This is a genomic window from Pedobacter africanus (assembly GCF_040548825.1).
GTDB classification, from domain to species: domain Bacteria; phylum Bacteroidota; class Bacteroidia; order Sphingobacteriales; family Sphingobacteriaceae; genus Pedobacter; species Pedobacter africanus_A.
Genome location: NZ_JBEPSL010000002.1, coordinates 756852 through 777408, shown reverse-complemented (window position 1 = coordinate 777408; position 20557 = coordinate 756852). Strand labels below are relative to the sequence as shown.

Here is a 20557-nt window from a genome sequence, read left to right as displayed (position 1 = left end):
TAGACCTCAGTCGAGGACTTTTCACTTTTTTACCAGCGAATACTGGTATTTGTATACAATGCATCATTGAAAATAATCTTTAAAAAAATCAATGATGCAAACAGAACAAATTATCATTTATCAGGCTGAAGACGGCACTGCAACAATCGATGTAAAACTCAAAAACGAAACTATTTGGTTAACCCAGTACGATTTAGCCGAGCTTTTTGAAACAGATCGAACTTCTCTTACAAAACACATCAAAAATATTTATAAAACAGAAGAATTAGACGAGGCTTCAACTTGTGCAAAAATTGCACAAGTTCAAACTGAAGGGACAAGAACTATTAAAAGAGATATTAATCACTACAATCTCGATTTGATCATTTCCGTCGGCTACCGTGTGAACTCCAAACGTGGCACCCAATTCCGTATCTGGGCCAATAAAATCCTTAAAGATTATCTCGTTAAAGGGTACTCTATTAACGAAAAGCGCTTAAAAGAGCAGGAGAAACAGTTAAAAGACCTTAAAAAGACGGTAACGCTTTTGAGCAATGTGCTGGAAAACAAAGAGCTAAATTCGGATGAAGCCACTGGGTTGTTAAGGGTAGTTACAGATTATGCCTATGCCTTGGACGTACTGGATAAGTACGACCACCAGGAACTTACTATTGAAGGCACCACCAGTCAGGAATTATTTCGCATTGATTATCCAGAAGCTATAAATGCGATTTATACGCTAAGAAACAAATACGGAGGCAGCTCCCTCTTCGGTAATGAAAAAGACCAGTCTTTTAAAGGATCTTTAGCGGCAATATATCAAACCTTCGCCGGAATAGACCTCTACCCAAGTGTTGAAGAAAAGGCAGGTAACCTGCTTTATTTTGTTGTAAAGAACCACTCCTTTTCAGATGGTAACAAAAGAATTGCGGCTTATTTGTTTGTTTGGTTCCTGGAACAGAATGGCTGCTTGTATAAGCCTGATGGTTCCAAACGGATTGCCGATAATGCTCTGGTTGCATTAACATTAATGATTGCAGAAAGCAAGTCAGATGATAAGGATATCATGGTAAAGGTAATTGTTAACTTAATAAATACTAATAATTAGCTTTAAACTTTTCAGGGGCATTGTTCTGGAGTATACAGTAAATGCCTCTAAAAAGTACATTTTGCCTCAAACAACCACCCATCTTCCGCCTTTCTTCGGACATTATCCCACCCTTGTTCCGAAAAAGTACCTTTTCCCCGAAGAAAGGCAGAACAAAGTCGAAACCAGGGCAGGCTAAAGCTGCGCTTTTGGTAAATCATTAAATTTCTATACCTTTATCAATAGAGAAACCTATTCTATTGTTAACTAATCTTTTGACATGGCAATCCAGTCAGATAAACTTTTATTTACCAGGTATTATAAAACCCTTTGCTATTTTGCGTTCCAAATGGTAAAGGACCAAAATCTGGCAGAAGATCTGGCGCAGGATGCATTTGTTAGCTATTTTCAGAATAAACCGGTAGTGGCAGATGATGAAAGGGCAATCAAAACCTTTTTATATTCTTCGATAAAGTTTGCCGTATATAACCTCAGCAGAAAAAACAAGACGGTAAAGAAATTCTGGGAGCGCAAGGGCTTTCAGGAATTTGATGAAACCGATTATGAGCACCAGATCATCAGGACCGAATTTATGCAGGCCATAAACGATGCACTGCAGAATTTACCGGAGGGCTGCCGCAAAATCATGTCCATGAGTTATCTGGAAGGACTTTCCAATGATGAGATTGCCGGACAGCTGGATTTAAGCATAAACACCATAAAAACACAGAAAAAGAGGGGTTTAAGTGTGCTTCGCGATAAGCTGCGGCCCGATTACCTAAGCCTTCTCCTGGCGGTATTTTTCCTCCGTTAAAAAAAATAAAATTTCTTGTCACCCCGATCCATGATTTCGGTTTCTTATTAACAGATTATGGATAGGAACACTTTTGATATCGCAAATATTCTGGCCAGAAAATACAGAAAGGAAACGCTTTCTGTAACAGAGGAACAAATGCTGAAGTCCTGGCTGGAATCAAATCCCCGGAACAGGCAATTGTTTGCGGAGCTGATGGCTAAAGAGGATACTATGGAAATGGCCTGGCTAGAGCAGATCGATGAAGACAATGCCTGGGAACGTATCACACAAAAGAGAAAATTTAACAGCAAAAAAGCCCTGAATTGGGCTGTAGCTGCTTCAATTGCCATCCTGCTGTCGTTCAGTTTGTACTTTGTACTGAATAACAGAAACCATAATTCTGATCAAAGGTTTGTAGAAAGCACAGACATAAAATACAAGAACGATATCCTTCCGGCCAATCTGGGGGCAAAGGTTATACTTGCCAGTGGTAAGGAAATCAAGGTTAGTGATGCCTTAAATGTTCCGGAAAATGAACAGCTTGCAGCCACTGCCCAGGATGAGAACCAGGCGGGTACTACACTGCTGAATACCCTGGTAGTTCCGGCCGCTAACTTCTTTAAACTCACTTTGGCCGATGGCACCCTGGTTTGGGTGAATTCGGGAAGCAGGCTTCAGTTCCCATCTCAGTTTAGCCATAAAGAGCGTAGGGTTTATTTAAGCGGAGAAGCCTATTTCGAGGTTTCCAAAGACCAGAAAAGACCGTTTTTTGTCGAAACAGGAGAGGTAAAAGTCAGGGTTTTGGGTACGCATTTTAATGTCTCGGCTTATAACAATAACAAGGTCAGAACGTCATTGGCCGAAGGTGCTGTCGAAGTTTCCGGAAACACCGGTTCAGTGGTTATTGCACCAGGTCAGAGTGCCGAATGGAGCAATGCAAACCTTAGTGTGGGCTCGGCAGACCTGCAGAAAGACCTGGCCTGGAAAAACAATGAATTTTACTTTAAAAGCGACAATATTGTCAATATAGCGCATCAGCTGAAGGTTTGGTATGATCTGGATATCACACTTTCTGAAAACCTTTCCCTGAAAGAAACCTACACTGGCGAAATCCGCAGGGATGTTCGCCTATCAGAGGTGTTAAGGATGCTGGAACTCGTAAGCGACCTTGATTTCAAACTCAATAAGAACCAATTATTAATCACTAACAAAAAAGCTAAACCTATGAAATAAACCTTACAAACTAACCAAAATAGCTGGTCAATAAAATAAAAACAGAGGTGCTGCTACACCCCTGTTTAGTTCATTAAGCTAAAGAAAAAATTTCTAGACCTTTTACATTAACTCAAAATCAAATGTATGAATAACTTATCATTTGGCAAAGGGAGCGCCTGTTCCCAGGGAACCCTCTTGCCAATAATTCTCCGGATTATGAAAATAACAACATTGTTATTGTTTGTTTTTATGACCTGTGTATATGGTAACGGAAGGGCGCAAAAAGTGTCCCTATCCCTACGCAATGCCAAACTTGAAGACGCTTTAAAAGAGATCAACAAACAGACCAGTTTTAGCTTCCTCTATAAGGATGCGCTGATCAGAGGAGCCAATCGTATAGATATCAACCTTGAAGATGTAAGCCTGCAGGATGCGCTGTCCAGATTGTTGGAAAATAATAAGATGACATTCAGGATCATCAACAAAACAATTATCATCAGTTTGGCATCAGAAAGGCCGGCAACACAGGGAAATGTTCAGCAAAACCAGGTCAAAGGTACAGTAAAGAATGCCGAAGGAGAGCCCCTTATAGGTGCCTCTATACTGGTTAAGGGTACCACTACTGGCGTTACTGCAAATGCCGAGGGCGAGTTTAGCATCAATGCGCCTGCAAATGCCACATTAATTGTGCGGTTCATTGGCTACAAAACAAAAGAAGTGCCGGTTGAGGGCCGTAAAAACATAGCGGTTGTGCTGGAGAGCGAAAGCAATACACTGAATGCGGTAAGTGTTGTGGCCACCGGATTCCAAAACATCAATAAGAAATTGTTTACAGGCGCAGCCACAACCATTAGCGGTACAGATGTAAAGCAGGATGGGGTAATAGACATTAGTCGTATGCTCGAAGGTAAAGTAGCCGGAGTTTCGGTACAAAATGTTTCAGGTACATTTGGTACAGCACCAAAGATCAGGGTGCGTGGGGCAACCTCAATTTCGGGAGAGAACAAACCCTTATGGGTTGTGGATGGGGTAGTGTTGGAAGACGTGGTTAACATTTCCAACGACCAGTTATCCAGCGGTGATGCTACTACAATCCTGGGCTCATCAGTAGCAGGTATCAATGCCGATGACATCGAAAGCTTTAACATTTTAAAGGATGCATCTGCTACAGCTTTATATGGTGCCAGGGCAATGAATGGGGTTGTAGTTATCACGACAAAAAAAGGGCGTGCAGGAAATACGAATGTGAGCTATAGTGGCAACTTCTCCTCTTTCCTTAAACCAACTTATAGCAGCTTCAACATCATGAATTCAGCCGATCAGATGTCACTGTATGCCGAGGTTTATCGCAAAGGTGGTTTATCGCCGAATATAGTAAATGGCGCTCATGGAGGTGTCTTCGCTAAAATGTACGAGCAAATCAATATGTTTGATGCTACTACAGGTCAGTTTGGCGTACAAAATACTCCTGAAGGCCGGGCCACATTCCTGAAACAATATGCAAATGCCAATACCGATTGGTTTGATGTGTTGTTCAAGAACTCTTTTGTACAGGAACATTCCATCAGCATCTCTTCCGGATCTGACAAGTCGCAGCATTATTTTTCTGTAGGCTATTACGATGACAATGGCTGGACCATAGGCGATAAGGCCAACCGCTACACCATGAACCTGAGGGGCAATTATAAACTGTCGGACAAACTATCGCTCGGCATCCTTGGAACGGGGGCTTTAAGAAAACAACAGGTTCCAGGTACACTGGGCAGGACCAGCAACGTAGTAGAAGGTAAATATACCCGCGACTTTGACATCAACCCTTTTAGTTATGCGCTCAATACCAGCCGTACCATCAGGGCATTCGATGAGAATGGCAATCGTGAGTTCTTCAAACGGAATTATGCCCCCTTCAATATTTTGCAGGAGCTGGAAAATAACTACATCGACCTGGATATGGCCGATGTAAAACTTCAGGGAGAACTGAACTACAAAATCCTTCCTCATTTTGAATTTAAATCGGTGGGCGCCCTTCGTTATGTAAAAACTACCAGGGAACATAAGATTACAGAGTACTCAAATATGGCAAACGCCTATCGTTATGCGCCAAACTCTACTATTGCAGATGCAAATGAATTTCTATATAACGATCCTGATCGTCCGGAAATCATTGATAAGGAGATTGTACTGCCTCAGGGTGGTTTTTATAACAGGAACGACGATAAGCTGATGAGTTATGATGTAAGGGCCCAGGTAGATTACAACCAAACCTTTGGCAAGCATGATATCAGCGGAATTATCGGTCACCAGACTAAGTTTGCAGACCGTCAAAACAGTTTCAATAACGGTTATGGTTACCAGTACGATAAGGGTGGCCGGCCATTTACAGATTACCGCATTATAAAAATGCTGCTGGAAGGTAATTACAACTATTACGGTATGGACCAGTATTTCGACCGCTTTTCGGCATTCTTTGCCAATGGTAGATACGCCTACAATTCAAAATACGTTATCAACGGAACTATAAGGTATGATGGGAGCAACCGTTTAGGGAAATCGGCCACAGCAAGATGGTTGCCTACCTGGACAATCAGTGCCGCATGGAATGCCGATGAGGAAGATTTTATCAAAAAAATTAACGCCATCAGTTTCCTGAAAATCAGGGGTACCTATGGCTTAACGGCCAGTATGGGCAGCGCTACCAATTCTTCTATAGTGCTTACCAACAGTACCACGCTGCGCCCGCGTTTATCAGAAGTTGAACCCAGAATTGTGCTTACAGATCTGGAAAATTCAGAACTCAGCTGGGAGAAACAGTACGAAACCAATTTGGGTTTTGATATCGGTGTGCTGAATAGCCGTTTAACCCTATCGGCAGATTTTTACAGACGTAATGGTTTCAACCTTATTGGCCCGGTCCGTACTTCAGGCATTGGTGGTGAAGCCACAAAAGACGCCAATTATGCAGACATGAGATCGGAAGGTGTCGATATCACCTTTGGGGCTACACCATTTAAAACATCAAATTTTAGCTGGACAACTAATTTTGTTTTCGGATACAACAAAAACAGGATCCTGAACTTAAAAAATCTTCCGAGGATTTATGACCTGATTATCCCCGAGGGTGGGCCTTATCAGGGCGGGGCGCAACGCGGGCTTTACTCTATCGATTTTAAAGGCCTGAATAAATTGGGGATACCTACTTTTATCAACGAGGATGGGCAGGTAACCAATAGTGTCTACGTTCAGAGTACCACTCCATTATACCTGAAATACGAAGGACCTGTTGATCCTCCTTACAACGGAGGTTTCAATAACACCTTTAAATACAAAGATTTTACCGTGTACTTTGGTATATCTTATCAGGCCGGAAACAAGATCAGGTTAAATAATGTATACTCATCCAGGTACTACGACAGCGATGCCATGCCAAGGGAGTTTTTAGACCGCTGGACACTACCGGGCGACGAAAACAACACAAATGTACCTTCCATCGCAGATTATCTGGTACGCAAAGACCTAAGCGGAATCTATCCCTACACTGCTTATAATTTTTCAACAGACCGCGTAGCCGATGGGTCATTTGTAAGGCTTAAGCAAATATCATTGATGTATAATCTTCCAGCCAAATTTGGAAAATCTATTGGTGTAAACAACGTATCCCTTAAGCTACAGGCCAACAACGTTTGGCTAATTTATGCTGATAAGAAGCTAAAAGGTCAGGATCCAGAGTTTTTTGGTTCCGGCGGTGTGGCACTTCCGGTGCCAAGACAAATTACCATGGCATTAAAAATTGGATTTTAATTAGAAATGAAATGAAAAAATACAGCATATATCTCTTTTTATTCCTTGCCTCAATTAGTATGGGCTGTAATAAATACCTTGATCAGGCTCCAGATCAAAGAACAACATTAAATACCCCGCAAAAGGTTTCTGAGCTGTTGGTTACCGCTTATCCCAGGGGGAATTATATTTTGTTGGCCGAGTCTATGTCAGATATCGCTGGCTTTACCGCTTTTACCGGTATAGATTTTCCTACAAATCAGGCGGGGTATTACTGGGCAGATGTGGAAGATACCCAGCAAGACAGCCCAACTTATTATTGGAACGCATGTTATGCCGCTATTGCGGCCGCCAATCAGGCACTGGATGCAATAGCTAAGAGTAAAGACCCACAAAATTACACCGCTCAAAAAGGCGAAGCCCTGGTGGCGCGTGCATATGCACACTTTATGCTGGTAACCCTTTATTCCAGAACATACGATCCGGCAACTGCCGATGCTGATCCGGGTATCCCGTATGTTACCGAGCCGGAAACCATAGTTTTTAAAAATTATGAGCGTAAAACAGTTGCTTACGTATACCAGCAGGTTGAAAAGGACCTGTTGGAAGGCATACCCCTGATTAGCGATAATTACACGGTACCCGCATACCACTTTACCCGCAAAGCAGCTTACGCTTTTGCTACCCGTTATTATTTGTTTAAGAAAGACGCAGCAAAAGTGATTGAATATGCCAATCTGGCCTTCCCGGCCAATAATTTTGCAGCGAATGTAAGGCCATGGAAATCCTATGTAAACTTTAACGTAGAGCAACTTGAAACCGCATATACCAATGCAGCAAATCCAGGTAATTTATTAATTGCAGAAACTGTTTCCAGGCTGGCCAGAAACTATAAGCGCCCTATCTATTCTATAACTCAAACCAGGTTAAACGTAATGCGTGCCCCTGTAGGAGTTAATCTGGATTCCTATAAGGTTTATTCCAACTCTTCTACATTTTACTACATCCTTAAATTTGTAGAACATTTTGTACGTACCAGTATCAATGCTACTACCGGAACCGGTTATACAATGGTGCCGCTACTTACAACAGAGGAAGTTTGGTTTAACCGTACCGAAGCCTATATCATGCAGGGTAAGTATACTGAAGCGCTCAATGACATGAATAACTTCATCAGGACCAGGGTTGGCACTTATGTTCCGGCTACGCATGGTTTAACTGAAACCAGGATAAAATCTTTCTACGAGGAAAAAACAACAGATACCAGGCAGGCCTATATCTACGCACTTCTGGATTTAAAAAAAGCTGAATTTTTACACGAAGGTATGCGCTGGATGGATATTTTAAGACACAAACTTTCTGTAGTACACGAAGACCCGGATGGCAAGGTCAATACGCTTGATCCGGATGACAAACGAAAACTATGGCAGTTGCCGGCTGAAGTAGCCTTGTCGGGCGTACAACAAAACCCGCGTTAACCTATAACTCTAACGAAGATGAAATATATATATATTCTAGCATTTGCAGCTCTGATCAGTATCGCATTGAGTTGTAAAAAATCAGAGAACCTGAACAGGGAAATTGTAGGCCTTGGTGGAGATACATGGGAGCAGGGAGAGCTTGATCAGTGGCTGTTCACTAATTTAACCCAGCCTTATAACATCAGTGTAAAATACAGATGGGATGGAACCGAGTACGATGTTTCTAAAACACTTATCCCGCCTAAAATAGAACGTGTAAGGCCCTTAATGGAAATGGTAAGATCGGCATGGATTGACCCTTATACCGCTGAGGTGGGAGAGAATTTTATTAAAAAGTATGCCCCTAAAAACTATGTTCTGGTTGGCAGTTTGCAATACAACACCGGCGGGTCTGTTACCCTTGGCGAGGCCGAGGGCGGCATAAAAGTAACCCTGTTTAATGTAAATAACTTCTCTAAAACGGAAAGGACCATTGCAAAAAGGGTCCTTAAAACAATCCATCATGAGTTTGCACATATTCTTCACCAAACCATAAATTACCAGAAAGAATTTCCTCAGGTAACACCGGCTGGTTATACTGCCGACTGGAACAATACCACCCTGGCCGAGGCCTATGCCGGGGGCTTTATTTCGCAGTATGCGCAGGCCGCTCCTAATGAAGACTTTGCAGAAATGACTTCTATTATGCTTACAGAAGGTAAAGCAGGTTACGAGGCCATTGTGAAAGGCATGACTGCCACTGCGCAAGCCTCTATCCGGTCTAAGGAAGATATGGTGGTAACTTATTTTAAACAAACGTATGGTATAGATTTTTATACCCTGCAAAATCGTGTACAGGCTGCCCTCAACGTAAATTCTCCATCGCAGCCTAGTACTTATCTTGGCTTTGGTACTACCTTTCCATACACAGCGTTAAACGGTATTGCAGGCGATGTGGCAGGCCAGTCGGCCGATTTTGTAAGCATATTTAATGCTGCAAAAACAGGCCTGGCCGCTTTAAGCAACAATGCCGGCAGGGTACTCCTTAATTTTTCATTGGTATATCCGGCAGCCAACCAGGTGATATTGCGGGTAAATTATAACAATGCAGCGGGCTCGCCATTTGTTGCCAACTTTACCTACAACATGACTACCGATGCAAACGGGGCCATTAGTTTAGTGCTTTCTGCAAGCGATGGCAACGCCGCTGTAATTGCACCAGGCATAACGGCATTAACAAATTATTTAACACAGAACAAGTTTGTTTACAAGTGGTATTACAGTACTGATTTCAAAGCCGAGTATATAGGCCTGCAGAAAGCAACTGATGCTAATTCGTACTTTTTTGGTGTTTATGGCAATTAATGACTAAGATGATGAAGAAAATATTATTTATAGCACTGGTGATAACTGGATTTATTGCCGGCTGCAAAAGGGATACAGATCCTATCTTTGACGATCCGGACACCCGTTTGGCTGCCGAACTGACCAAAGATCAGGCCGCGCTTTTATCAAGTGCCGATGGTTGGAAAGCCACCATTTATCCAAAGGGCGGAAAAGGCTTCTCCTACTATTTTAAATTTACGGCCGATGGTAAGGTAACCATGCTGTCAGATTTTAATACTACAGCAGCTACAGTACCGGTACAAAGTACCTATCGTTTAAAGGCCTTACAACGCCCTACCTTAATCTTTGATACCTATAACTATATCCACCTTGCTGCAGATCCTGATGCTGCTATAAGTGGTGGTAGTACCGGTACGGCTACAGGACTGGCATCTGATTTTGAATTTGCATTTACCGAATTCGCAGGAGATACCGTAAAGTTTGAAGGGACCTTCAACAAAAACCCAATGAAAATGATAAAGCTTTCGGCAGCCGAGGCCCAAAGCATTTTGGCAGGAGGGTTAAAGACAATGGTTGATGCAAATGCCGCTTATGTTTCGGCAAACAAAAATCCTTATATTCCATTTCCAGACGGCGTTAAGGGGGCAATTGCTATTGATGCTAATGTAAAAACGGTTAAGCTAAACTATGTAGACAGCAAAGAGGTAAGCCAGGCTCAATCTACCACATTTGCCTTTGGCATCAATAAGATCTATCTGAACAAGCCCTTAACCTACGGAAGCCTGGCAATTACCGAGATGACCTGGGACCCGGCAGCCAAAACATATTATATTATGGCCGGCACTACCAGGATCAATCTGTTAAATTCCCCTACGCCAATTACCCCGCTAACACTCATGTTTGGATTCCCCTCTAACTTTACTTACAGGAAGATTACGATCCCTTCGAGCGGTTTACCAACAGGGGTTACATCAGGTTTTAACACGGTATACAGTACCATGGTAAATTTATTCTTTACCAGTAGCTCAACCACGCCAAGGATAGTGAATACCTTAACCTGGACGTTAACCAGCAACAACACGTTAACCGTAGAGATCAATTACAATTCGGGTAGTTCTGTATTTCTTGCCAGCGCTTCGTTTACCTATGCCAGAGTAGGAGATACCTTTACGTTGAGTGCGCCGATTTACAATGGAAACTGGACCACAAGAACAAGAGAAACCTCGGGATTGCAGGCTTACCTGCTTTCCGGACCTTTCAAAATAGATTGGGTTACAACTACCAATATAAATAACACCAGCACATTGGGTGGTTTTTACAGAGTAGCAGATCCAGGCTCGTTTTTCTACGGAATTATGTAGAAGCTTATAAATGTAAAAAGGGAGGCTCCACACGGAACCTCCCTTTTTTATGCAATTTCATTTTTTGACCTTCAGGTACAGAGATTACAAAACCGCATTTTTCGAAACATAAATATAAGCAGGGCTCTGTGGAATTGCCGGCATGTAAACGCCTGCCTCCGAAAAACGACCGCCGGTAGCAATATACAATAGGTTATGCTTATCGATGTGAAGATTAAGTGGCTGCCTGTTTTCAATTGGCGGCGTAAATTTAGTAGTTGTCCCGGAAGCTGTTGTTTTTATAATATAGGTCTGGAGTACCCAATTGTTGCTTTTATCGCCATTTAAATCGGCCCCGGCGCGGTACTGAAGCTTAAATTGAGTTTGATCTGTGTTGCTTGCTTCGCCATTAACCATAAACATGTTTGGTCGGTGCGTAGGTACCCAGTTCTTACCCTTGTCGAGCGTGTAATAACTGCCGATTGCGGCATAATGTTTTTCAAATTTGGCATCATAAGATTCTCCCGACAGGGCAAAGATGGTATCTTTTACAGTAAGAAGGCCAGGAATGTGGTTCAGGCTTTTTGAAACGGGTGTTACCCTGGTCCCATTTTCGGTCACCAGGTAGATGTTGTACCTTCCCGCCACAACTAAAGTATCGGTTATACTGCCCGCAAGAGCTGAGGCTTCAGCTCCACCAGGGATTTGTATGCGCATCCATTCGCGTTCATTGTAATTGTTCTTGGGGTTTTCAACCGGGGTTGATGTTTTTTTGCAGGAAAATACAAACAGGGCAGCAAGCAATAAAATACAAATTTTGTTCATCATCATAGGAGTTAGTGTGTTTCAAAAATATAGAAATTTGGGCTGCTGCTGAATGTTTTATCGTAACATTAATGCCGCATCTACAAAACACAACTACATCTTCAGGCTAGTCGCTCCATCATAAAGATACACGCCATCTAAAGTGCCAAACCAGATATTCCCTTTGTCATCTTTTAAAATTCCGAAGATCATCGGTTTACTTGCTATTTCAGTTGCCCTTGGTTTTTTATTGGACAATGACTTTTCATCATAACGGGAAAGTGTCCATGCTGCGGTATTACCCCTACCACCAAAAGGCACCTTACTTAGGTCATTTGAACTATCTGAACTGGTCCAGATATCCCCCTTTTTGTCTTCGTAGATATAACCAACAAACTTCTGAGTAAAATTCGTAAATGTACCGCCATCGTAACGCCAAAGCCCATCATAACCTCCCAGCCAAATATTGCCTTTTTTATCTTTGATTATCGAACGCACATTTGTAAAAGGTTTGCCGTCTTTACGGGTTATGGTGGTAAATGTCTTTCCATCATAAACCCGGGTATAGCCCCTGGTACCAAACCAAATTTTTCCTGTTTTATCTTCAATAATAGCATTAACATCATTCTGCATCCAATTACCTTCCGGAATCTGTTGCTGATAGGCCGATACCTGGACCGAATCGACACCGGTAGGGGCTGGCGCGGTTGTTATTTTATAATTTCGAAAGGATTTTCCATCGTAACGGCTTGCTCCACTCTCAGTACCAAACCAGATATTACCGGTTTTATCTTCATAAACATGCGTAACCCGATCATTAGGAAGTCCATCCTTTGTTGTAAAATTTCGAAAAGACTTTCCATTGTAATAATAAACACCCGAACCAACAGAACTGAACCAAAAATTTCCCTTTCGATCTTCTAAGACAGAAAAAAAGCGGGCCGAACTCACCTTACTGGTAATATTGGCAAAAGACTTTCCATCATATTTAAAAACACCTTCCCATGAAGCAATCCAAATGTTACCACTTCTATCTTGCTTTATTGTACGAACAATGCTCTTGGGGCCCTGCAAAGGGCTTAAGTCTTTGGTTTTAACGCCATCCTGAACGTCATTTTTTTGCTGAGCCTGCACTGGGAAATAGATTGCCCCTGTCAGTATGATCAGCAGGCTGTAAAAAAGGTTTCTTTTATTTTTCATATCCTATTAGAATTTATTCAGCGAAATTACTTTGACATCTTTTCGTCTGGAGCATCAGGATTGTAAATAAAAATGTAAACTTTGTAAATAAAAACTTGACACTATGCTGGATAGCCAAAACCTCCTGTTTGGGAAACGCAAGTACCTGTTCGGATGGATACTCTTGCTTATCTCTGTAACCTGCGTGGCTTTTAGTATGACAGGCAGCGACGACTTTGTTATTGCCAGAAGAGAAGTTCTGCTCCGCAGGATTGGTCATGAAATACTTTTACAGTCGGGCGATAGCACATCAAGAGTCCTCCCGGTGAAAAAGATTGCTGAAAATGAATACCAAATCAGCTTTGAGAATGAACTTACCTTTTTGCCGGACTCCCTGGTAAATACTACAAGACGTTTGTTGGGCAAAGACCGGTTAACAAGTGATTATGTTGTTAACGTTTTGAAGTGCGGAAACTCCAGTGTAGCTTATGGATACGCTATATCCGAAAATAAAAAAGATGATGTTGTAGCTTGCATAGGAAGAAGGCAACCCAAAGCATGTTACCTGATCAATATTAAATTTAAACCTGCAGGAATAAGTATAGCAAAGAATGGATATCTGCTGGGGAGCCTGCCGTTTTTAGCGTTTGTTGGTTTTCTTTTTTTTAGATCTGTTAAGTCGCGGGGAGTTTTGACTAAGGGTCAGCATATAGATGATCCTGATCTGTTCACTTTGGGCTCGGTATTGTTCGATGCGAAGAATAGGAAGCTCCTGATAAATGGAAAGACAATAGACCTGACCGCAACGGAAGCCCGTGTATTGCACATTTTCGCCATGTCTCCCAACCAGACCATAGAGAGAAGCCGGTTACAAAAAGAGATCTGGGAGGATGAAGGTGTTATTGTGGGGCGTAGCCTGGATATGTTCATATCAAAGCTTAGAAAAAAACTGGAACTTGATTCGAATACCAGAATTGTTGTGATACGTGGCAAGGGATATAAGCTTGAAACTAGCTAATCTAGGTTGGCAAACATTTTTCCGTTTGAATTTTATAACTTGGTGCTATGAAAGCAACGGAGAGTGTAACAGATTTTTACAATAGGCTGGCCAGCCAGGGGGCTACAAATTTACCTGTTAGCCCTACGGGGATCGGGCATTTCAATGTTTTCAGCAGGGATTCCTGTACGGCGGTATCGCCCTATAGCCGACGCGATTTTTATAAAGCATCGCTCATCATTGGCCGAGGAAAACTGTATTATGCAGATAAATGGATCCAGATAGACCGTCCGGCCATGCTTTTTTCGAACCCTGTTGTGCCTTATTCCTGGGAGCCCGAATCAGCCGAGCAGGCTGGCTGGTACTGCCTTTTTACCGAAGAGTTTATTCAGCATAGCGAAAGAACCGAAAGTTTGCGCGATTCTCCGCTTTTCAGAATCGGCAGCTGTCCTATTTTTTTTCCCGATGAATGCCAGTTGAAAGAAATTTCGGCCATTTTTCAAAAGATGATCACAGAGATCAACTCCGTTTATCCACACAAGTACGATGTGCTGCGCAGTTACCTGCATTTATTGATTCATGAAGCGATGAAATCTAACCCTGCCCAGGATTTTGGTGCCTATACCAATGCCTCTGAAAGGGTTGCGGGGCTTTTCATGGAATTGCTGGAAAGACAATTCCCTGTCGATTCACCGGCTACCGGCCTAAAGCTGAAAAGCCCTGTTGATTACGCCCGGGCATTATCTGTGCACATTAACCACCTCAACCGCTCCGTAAAAGAAGTAACCGGTAAAACCACTACTAAGCATATAGCCGCAAGGATTACCAAAGAAGCAAGGGCCCTGCTGCTGCATACCGATTGGAACATCTCCGATATCGCCTATGGGCTCGGTTTTGAGTATCCGTCTTATTTTACCAATTTTTTCAGAAAGCATACAGGCTTGTCGCCAAACGGGCTGCGCACTGGCAATGTTTGAATTTTATAACAATCTGTTTGATTGTTATAACCTAGGCCCTTCCTTCCCGATCTACATTTGCATAGAACAAAATACTCTTGTTATGAAATATAGAAACCTTGGAAAAACTAATGAAAAATTATCTGCCATAGGGCTGGGTTGCATGGGCATGAGCTTTGCTTATGGCCCGGCTGATGAAAAAGAAAGCATTGCCACATTGGAAAAAGCTTTAGACCTGGGCATCAATTTCTGGGACACGGCCGATATGTACGGCAATGGTGCCAATGAAGAACTGATCTCCAAAGTGCTGGTGCCTAACCGCGATAAGGTATTTATTGCCACCAAGTTCGGTTTTCGTTTTAAAGATGGAAAAACCGGCCCAAGTGGTACGGCAAGCACTTATTTCGACGGCTCACCGGCCTGGATCAAAGTAGCGGTAGAGCAGAGCCTTAAACGCCTTAAAATTGATACCATCGATTTGTACTACGCCCATAGGGTAGACCCCAATATCCCAATAGAAGATACCGTAGGCGCTATGGCCAACCTGGTGAAAGAAGGCAAAGTGCGCTACCTGGGCCTTAGCGAGGCATCACCTGCTTCCATCATCAAAGCCAATGCAGTACATCCAATAACTGCCCTGCAAAGCGAATATTCACTGCTTACCCGCGATGTGGAAGCCCAGATTTTGCAAACGGTGCGCCAATTGGGAATCAGCCTTGTACCTTATTCTCCGTTGGCAAGGGGCTTGTTCTCTAACTCCCTTGATCTGGAAAGCCTTGCCGATGATGATTTCAGAAGAACCTTGCCGCGCAACCAGGGCGAGCATGCGGAAAACAACGCAAAACTGGTAGCAGAATTTTCATTTCTGGCCAAAGACAAATCCTGCACGCCGGCACAACTGGCACTGGCATGGGTATTGGCACAGGGCAATGATATTATTCCTATCCCTGGCACCAAAAAAAGAAAGTACCTGGAAGAAAATGCCGGTGCTGTTGACATCGCATTATCCGACACAGAGCTCAAAGCAATTGAAAATATACTTGCTAAATATCCAAATGTAGGTGCCCGTTACAGCGAAGGGGCGATGGCACTGGTTAACCACTAACCTTACCATTGCAGCAAACCTTCCAGCCTCAGCTGCCTGCGCACCCATCTAAAGGTATTCGGTTTCATGCGCAGGTAGCTGACTGCGTATTTATTAAAGTTTTTGTTAGGTTTATGTTATACTTGCAGTCCCTACACAAACACTTTTACTCGGGTATATAGCAATGAAGGAAAAAGAAGTAGAAATATTTTATCCGGAGAGTCCGGCCGACTGGGATAAGTGGTTAAAGAAAAACCATCTTACCAAACAGTCTGTATGGCTGGTTTGCTATAACAAAAAGTCCGGTAAAAAATCGATAACATGGACGGAGTCTGTAGAAGTTGCTTTATGCTATGGCTGGATAGACAGCAAGAAAATAAAGATTGACGAGGAAAGGACGCATCAGTTTTTCAGCAAACGAAAAGCCAATGGCACCTGGTCAAAAATAAACAAAGTTAAAGTGGCCGAGCTTATCGAAAAAGGTTTGATGACCGAAGCCGGGCATCAAAGCATTGCTATTGCAAAAGAAAATGGCTCCTGGACAATTTTAGACTCCGTTGAGGAGTTGGTTGTTCCTGAAGATCTGGGAGCCGGGCTAAAAAACAATTCAGTAGCCAGGGAATTCTTTGAAGGTCTTAGCAAGTCTGCTAAAAAGGCGATGCTGCAATGGCTGGTACTGGCCAAAAGACCAGAAACCAGGCAACAACGCGTTGCTGAAATTGTAGAATGTGCAGCGCAAAAACTAAAACCGAAACACCTTCGGTAAAGCTCTGCCTTTTTGGCGTTCTGGAGTTTACTTTTGCGCAGCTATTCAATAGGTTTTACTGGCTTTGGAATTTCCCTTACTTCTACTTTTCCTCCGTATAAAAGAACCTGAGCCGATTAGACAAGATTCCTGATTTTCTGGATAAAAGGGTATTTCAGAAGCTATTTAAAATTGCGGAAATGAGTAAAATGACTAAAGAAGAACGTGAATTGTAAGCTGTTTTCTTAGATTTGTTGGAAAAACTACACGCATGACCACACTACAATCGGCTGAAAATTTCCTTGCTGCCATGGGACAAAGGGACCTGGAAACAATAGTTGGTTTATTTGCCCAGAATGTTGATTGGTATATTCCTGGTGATGAAAAGGTGGCACCCTGGCTTGGAAGACGTTTGGATAGAAATGGTGTGAGGGATTTTTTCTCTACACTGTGGCTCTCCGTCGAACCGCTTTCAGCAAATGTGGAACATTTGTTTGTTGAAGATGATAAGGCGGTGATGATCGGTGAGTTCTCTACCAGGATGCTGGCAACGGGCAAGGTGGTTGACTCGATGTTTCATATCCATATGACTTTTGAAGATGGACTGATCATAAGATACCGTCTTTTGGAGGATAGTTTGGCGGTACAACGGGCGCTATCTTTGTAGATTCACTATCGTGTTTGACATGAATATTGAAGTTTGATTTCGAAAAAATGTAAACTTCCGGGCAACAAACATTTATTGGTAGGGACCTGGTTTTTCCTGGTGAAACAGTAGACGCAGAAATAAGAATAATTGCCCTGGGATATTTTGCGAACAAATTAACCGAAGGGATGAAGTTTGAAAAGATAAAAGGCATTGAACCTTGCTTTGCATTAGAATTTGCAATGGTAATTCAATGTAACTTCATTGTGTCATTGCTTATCAAATTATTTGTTTATTTTTAAGCTAACAAAACCTTTAACTATGCTCTTATTAACGCTATCCAAAAAAGAAAATGCCGTTGGTGTACTTCATGCGCTGGTAAAAAAACTAAATGTCCGTATAATTCTGGACACTATTAACGCCACATGCAGAGCATCCGGACTATCCGGGTTTGTTGGCCTCTGGCGATTGCCCGCCGGGTGAGAAATTCCTAAAGAGTTTGTATACAAATTGGCTCTCGGTTGCAAACGAAGCCAGCTAACCAAGCATTATGTTGTAAAACTAATGCAGCGTAAATAACCAACGCTGAATCCGGTTATAAAATCCAAAAACTTGTATGACAATTATGAAAAATTTTAAAATGCTCAATAAGGCAGAAATGAAAAATGTAAAAGGAGGAGAAATGTGTCCTCCGGGCTATTGCCAAAGTTCTGATGGTTCGTGCTTCCCCGTTGATGAAGAGGGAGGTTGTTCTGGAGAATCTTCAGCCCCTAAGCGCTATAAATGTTGCCCAGAAGGACAGCCGAATAGTCCACAATGCAGTGATTGTGTAGTAGTACCTGCTGGACATACTGCAACATGTACGCTTGGTGTGGTAACACCTTGCTAAAAATTGTAAGAGGATGTTTTTATCAACATCCTCTTACTGAATTCTAGCTTTAATCATACTATAAATTTATGAAACCCTCATTGTTTTTCCTCTTATTCTTCTTCACCTTTAATCTTAAGGCTCAAAAGCATACTGGTGTTAATTTCGAAAATGGACTTAGCTGGATGCAAATAAAAGAAAAGGCAAAAAAAGAGAATAAATATATTTTCTTAGACGGTTATACGACATGGTGCGTGCCATGTAAACAAATGGATACTAACATTTTCCCTCAGCAGAAAGTTGCTGATTTTTTTAATCAAAACTTTATAAATGTTGCTGTACAATTTGATGTAACGAAAAACGATGGTAAAAATACAAGAGCGTGGTATGAAGATGCTAAAGCGATATCAAAAACCTATAAAATTGATTCCTACCCGACCTATTTATTTTTTAACCCTCAAGGCATTCTTGTTCATTCCATAAAGGGGGGAGATGTTGATGCTGATAGCTTTTTGATGAAAGCAAAAAAAGCATTAGATCCAAAATCTCAATATTTAAATCTTAAACGTCAATACACAGAAGGTAAAAGAGATACTGCATTTATTCTAATGTTAATTAATAGTGCAAGTGAAGTTCGGGACGATCAATCTAAAGCTGAATACATAAATGCATATTTAGCCGTTCAAAAAAACTTGTTAACAAAGCAAAACCTAAAATTTGTTGCTCAAGGAACCACCAAAAGTTCTGACATAGGATTTAATATTTTACTTAATTATCCCAAACAGATCGATTCTGTGGTTGGTAAGGGAGATAGGATTCGCATTTTAAATACAATAGCATTTGATGAGATTATACTACCCAGGATCAGGATTGATGGAAAAAAGACTGTCTATGGTGGTGGGATGGTTGTATATTCAGGAGAGATGAATAAAGATGTTGACTGGACTGTGATAAAGCAAGAACTAGATCTGAAGTATCCTTATTTATCAGACGAAATAATATTGAAAGCAAAACCTGAATACTATAGGGCACTTAATGACTGGGAGCGGTTTTGTCAATCTGTATCTTTACACACTATTGGTAAAGAGCCGAACGTAGCTGCAATAAATAGGTATGCAAATGAAGTGTTTTTGTTCTGTGATGATCTAAAATATATTACAGAGGCAATTAAATGGTCCAAACTAATATTGTCAAACGAAAACAGCAAGAATTCAATGTATTTGGCGACTTACAGTCATTTATTGTACAAGTTTGGACAAAAAGATTTAGCAATAAATATCATGCAGGAAGTTCTAAAACTAGAGCCAAACAATGACAGATTTATAGGAGAACTACGAAAAATGAAAATGGGTGAAATGATTTGGTGAAAAATTTAGATTTTACATCCAGATATTCCCGGGGTTAAACAACCTGGCATCCCTAGGCTTGGTTAGCTACATTCAAGGCCTCCCGTTTCTCCTACACCTTAAAAAAATTTATTGAAGCAAGTCGTTAGCAGACGTATCACCCTGCTCATCCTATAGACCTGTTCGCTCATTAGTAAGCATATTTCAATCATTGCCTGAAAACGTGAGATTCAGGATGAATAAATTTGGGTAGGCAATTCAAAAGAACATTTTAAAAAACATCGCTATGAAAAAAATAACAAACATTTTCGCAAAAACGCTCATCATATTTTCTGTTGTATTTGTGTTTAGTGCTTGCAAAAAAGATAAAGCCGATGCTGACAATAATGCTGAAAAAAATAGCTACACCTACCAAAACGGCGGAAATCCCGTAACGGTTAAACTGGAAAAATCAGATTTTGAAATAGACGGCAAAGACATCACGCTACGATTTCTGGGTATTACTGCTCCGGGTGTTAGTAGAAAGATCCATGTTGTTCTAAAATACACCGGAACACCAACCCAAATGCCGGTAGGAATTTTTACCAAGAGTAGTGCAAATATTGCTTTTGACGGTGCTGTAATGTATTATGGTAAGGGTGATTTAAGCTATTTGGTAAATGGAATCGACCGAAAAATTTCCATTGAAAAAAACGGCGACAATACCTACGCTATCAATTTTGAATTTACTACAGGTATGGGCTTGGTTACTGGTAATTACACAGGTGAGGTTAGCAAATTGAACTAGTATCAATGTTACGGGTTCTTGTTACGAAGCAGGACATGACGGTTGGAAGGGAAAATGGAGAAAGACCCTATAAGCTTTGTTCTTTATCAGGGCTTAATTTAGTGTTCAGTACATCAAAAAAATAACGGAATTTAATTAAAAAGC

Annotated in this window: 16 protein-coding genes; 14 read left to right on the top strand and 2 right to left on the bottom strand. The window is 41.7% G+C overall.

Annotation, left to right across the window (positions count from 1 at the left end):
• Positions 1-91: 91 nt before the first annotated feature.
• From ABIE26_RS13405 to ABIE26_RS13375, 7 genes are all read left to right on the top strand, one after another.
• Positions 92-1087, top strand: coding sequence for a virulence protein RhuM/Fic/DOC family protein (locus ABIE26_RS13405; protein ID WP_310142181.1), 996 nt, complete (start codon positions 92-94; stop codon positions 1085-1087).
• A 259-nt stretch (positions 1088-1346) separates the two neighbouring features.
• Positions 1347-1880 carry an RNA polymerase sigma-70 factor gene (locus tag ABIE26_RS13400; RefSeq protein WP_310142183.1) on the top strand — a complete coding sequence of 178 codons (534 nt, stop codon included), beginning with the start codon at positions 1347-1349 and terminating at the stop codon, positions 1878-1880.
• A gap of 57 nt (positions 1881-1937) precedes the next feature.
• Entirely contained in the window at positions 1938-3095 is a 1158-nt protein-coding gene (locus ABIE26_RS13395) for a FecR family protein (RefSeq protein ID WP_310142184.1), read from the top strand.
• 198 nt (positions 3096-3293) lie between these two features.
• On the top strand, positions 3294-6875 hold the full coding sequence (locus ABIE26_RS13390; RefSeq protein WP_310142185.1) for a SusC/RagA family TonB-linked outer membrane protein: 3582 nt from the start codon (positions 3294-3296) through the stop codon (positions 6873-6875).
• Positions 6876-6886: 11 nt separating this feature from the next.
• Complete coding sequence (locus ABIE26_RS13385; RefSeq protein ID WP_310142186.1) at positions 6887-8332, top strand: RagB/SusD family nutrient uptake outer membrane protein; 1446 nt, start codon at positions 6887-6889, stop codon at positions 8330-8332.
• A gap of 18 nt (positions 8333-8350) precedes the next feature.
• Complete coding sequence (locus tag ABIE26_RS13380; protein ID WP_310142187.1) at positions 8351-9679, top strand: zinc-binding metallopeptidase; 1329 nt, start codon at positions 8351-8353, stop codon at positions 9677-9679.
• 8 nt (positions 9680-9687) lie between these two features.
• Positions 9688-11022, top strand: coding sequence for a DUF4302 domain-containing protein (locus tag ABIE26_RS13375; RefSeq protein WP_310142188.1), 1335 nt, complete (start codon positions 9688-9690; stop codon positions 11020-11022).
• An 84-nt stretch (positions 11023-11106) separates the two neighbouring features.
• On the opposite strand, the gene ABIE26_RS13370 is transcribed toward ABIE26_RS13375, so the two are convergent.
• Positions 11107-11832, bottom strand: a complete 726-nt coding sequence (locus tag ABIE26_RS13370; RefSeq protein ID WP_310142189.1) for a hypothetical protein — start codon at positions 11830-11832, stop codon at positions 11107-11109.
• A gap of 87 nt (positions 11833-11919) precedes the next feature.
• Positions 11920-13005 (bottom strand): ligand-binding sensor domain-containing protein, encoded by a 1086-nt coding sequence (locus tag ABIE26_RS13365; protein ID WP_310142190.1) that lies wholly within the window; start codon positions 13003-13005, stop codon positions 11920-11922.
• A gap of 103 nt (positions 13006-13108) precedes the next feature.
• On the opposite strand from ABIE26_RS13365, the gene ABIE26_RS13360 reads away from it, so the two are divergent.
• From ABIE26_RS13360 to ABIE26_RS13330, 7 genes are all read left to right on the top strand, one after another.
• Positions 13109-14002 (top strand): winged helix-turn-helix domain-containing protein, encoded by an 894-nt coding sequence (locus ABIE26_RS13360; protein WP_310142191.1) that lies wholly within the window; start codon positions 13109-13111, stop codon positions 14000-14002.
• Between the two features lie 47 nt (positions 14003-14049).
• Positions 14050-14958 (top strand): helix-turn-helix domain-containing protein, encoded by a 909-nt coding sequence (locus ABIE26_RS13355; RefSeq protein ID WP_310142192.1) that lies wholly within the window; start codon positions 14050-14052, stop codon positions 14956-14958.
• Between the two features lie 82 nt (positions 14959-15040).
• On the top strand, positions 15041-16042 hold the full coding sequence (locus ABIE26_RS13350; protein ID WP_310142193.1) for an aldo/keto reductase: 1002 nt from the start codon (positions 15041-15043) through the stop codon (positions 16040-16042).
• A gap of 163 nt (positions 16043-16205) precedes the next feature.
• Positions 16206-16787: a YdeI/OmpD-associated family protein gene (locus tag ABIE26_RS13345; RefSeq protein WP_310142194.1), complete on the top strand. Its 582-nt coding sequence runs from the start codon at positions 16206-16208 to the stop codon at positions 16785-16787.
• A gap of 250 nt (positions 16788-17037) precedes the next feature.
• Positions 17038-17433: a nuclear transport factor 2 family protein gene (locus ABIE26_RS13340; protein ID WP_310142195.1), complete on the top strand. Its 396-nt coding sequence runs from the start codon at positions 17038-17040 to the stop codon at positions 17431-17433.
• Between the two features lie 936 nt (positions 17434-18369).
• Positions 18370-19647, top strand: a complete 1278-nt coding sequence (locus ABIE26_RS13335) for a thioredoxin family protein (RefSeq protein WP_310142196.1) — start codon at positions 18370-18372, stop codon at positions 19645-19647.
• Between the two features lie 265 nt (positions 19648-19912).
• Positions 19913-20413, top strand: coding sequence for a hypothetical protein (locus ABIE26_RS13330; protein ID WP_310142197.1), 501 nt, complete (start codon positions 19913-19915; stop codon positions 20411-20413).
• The last annotated feature ends 144 nt before the right edge of the window (positions 20414-20557 follow it).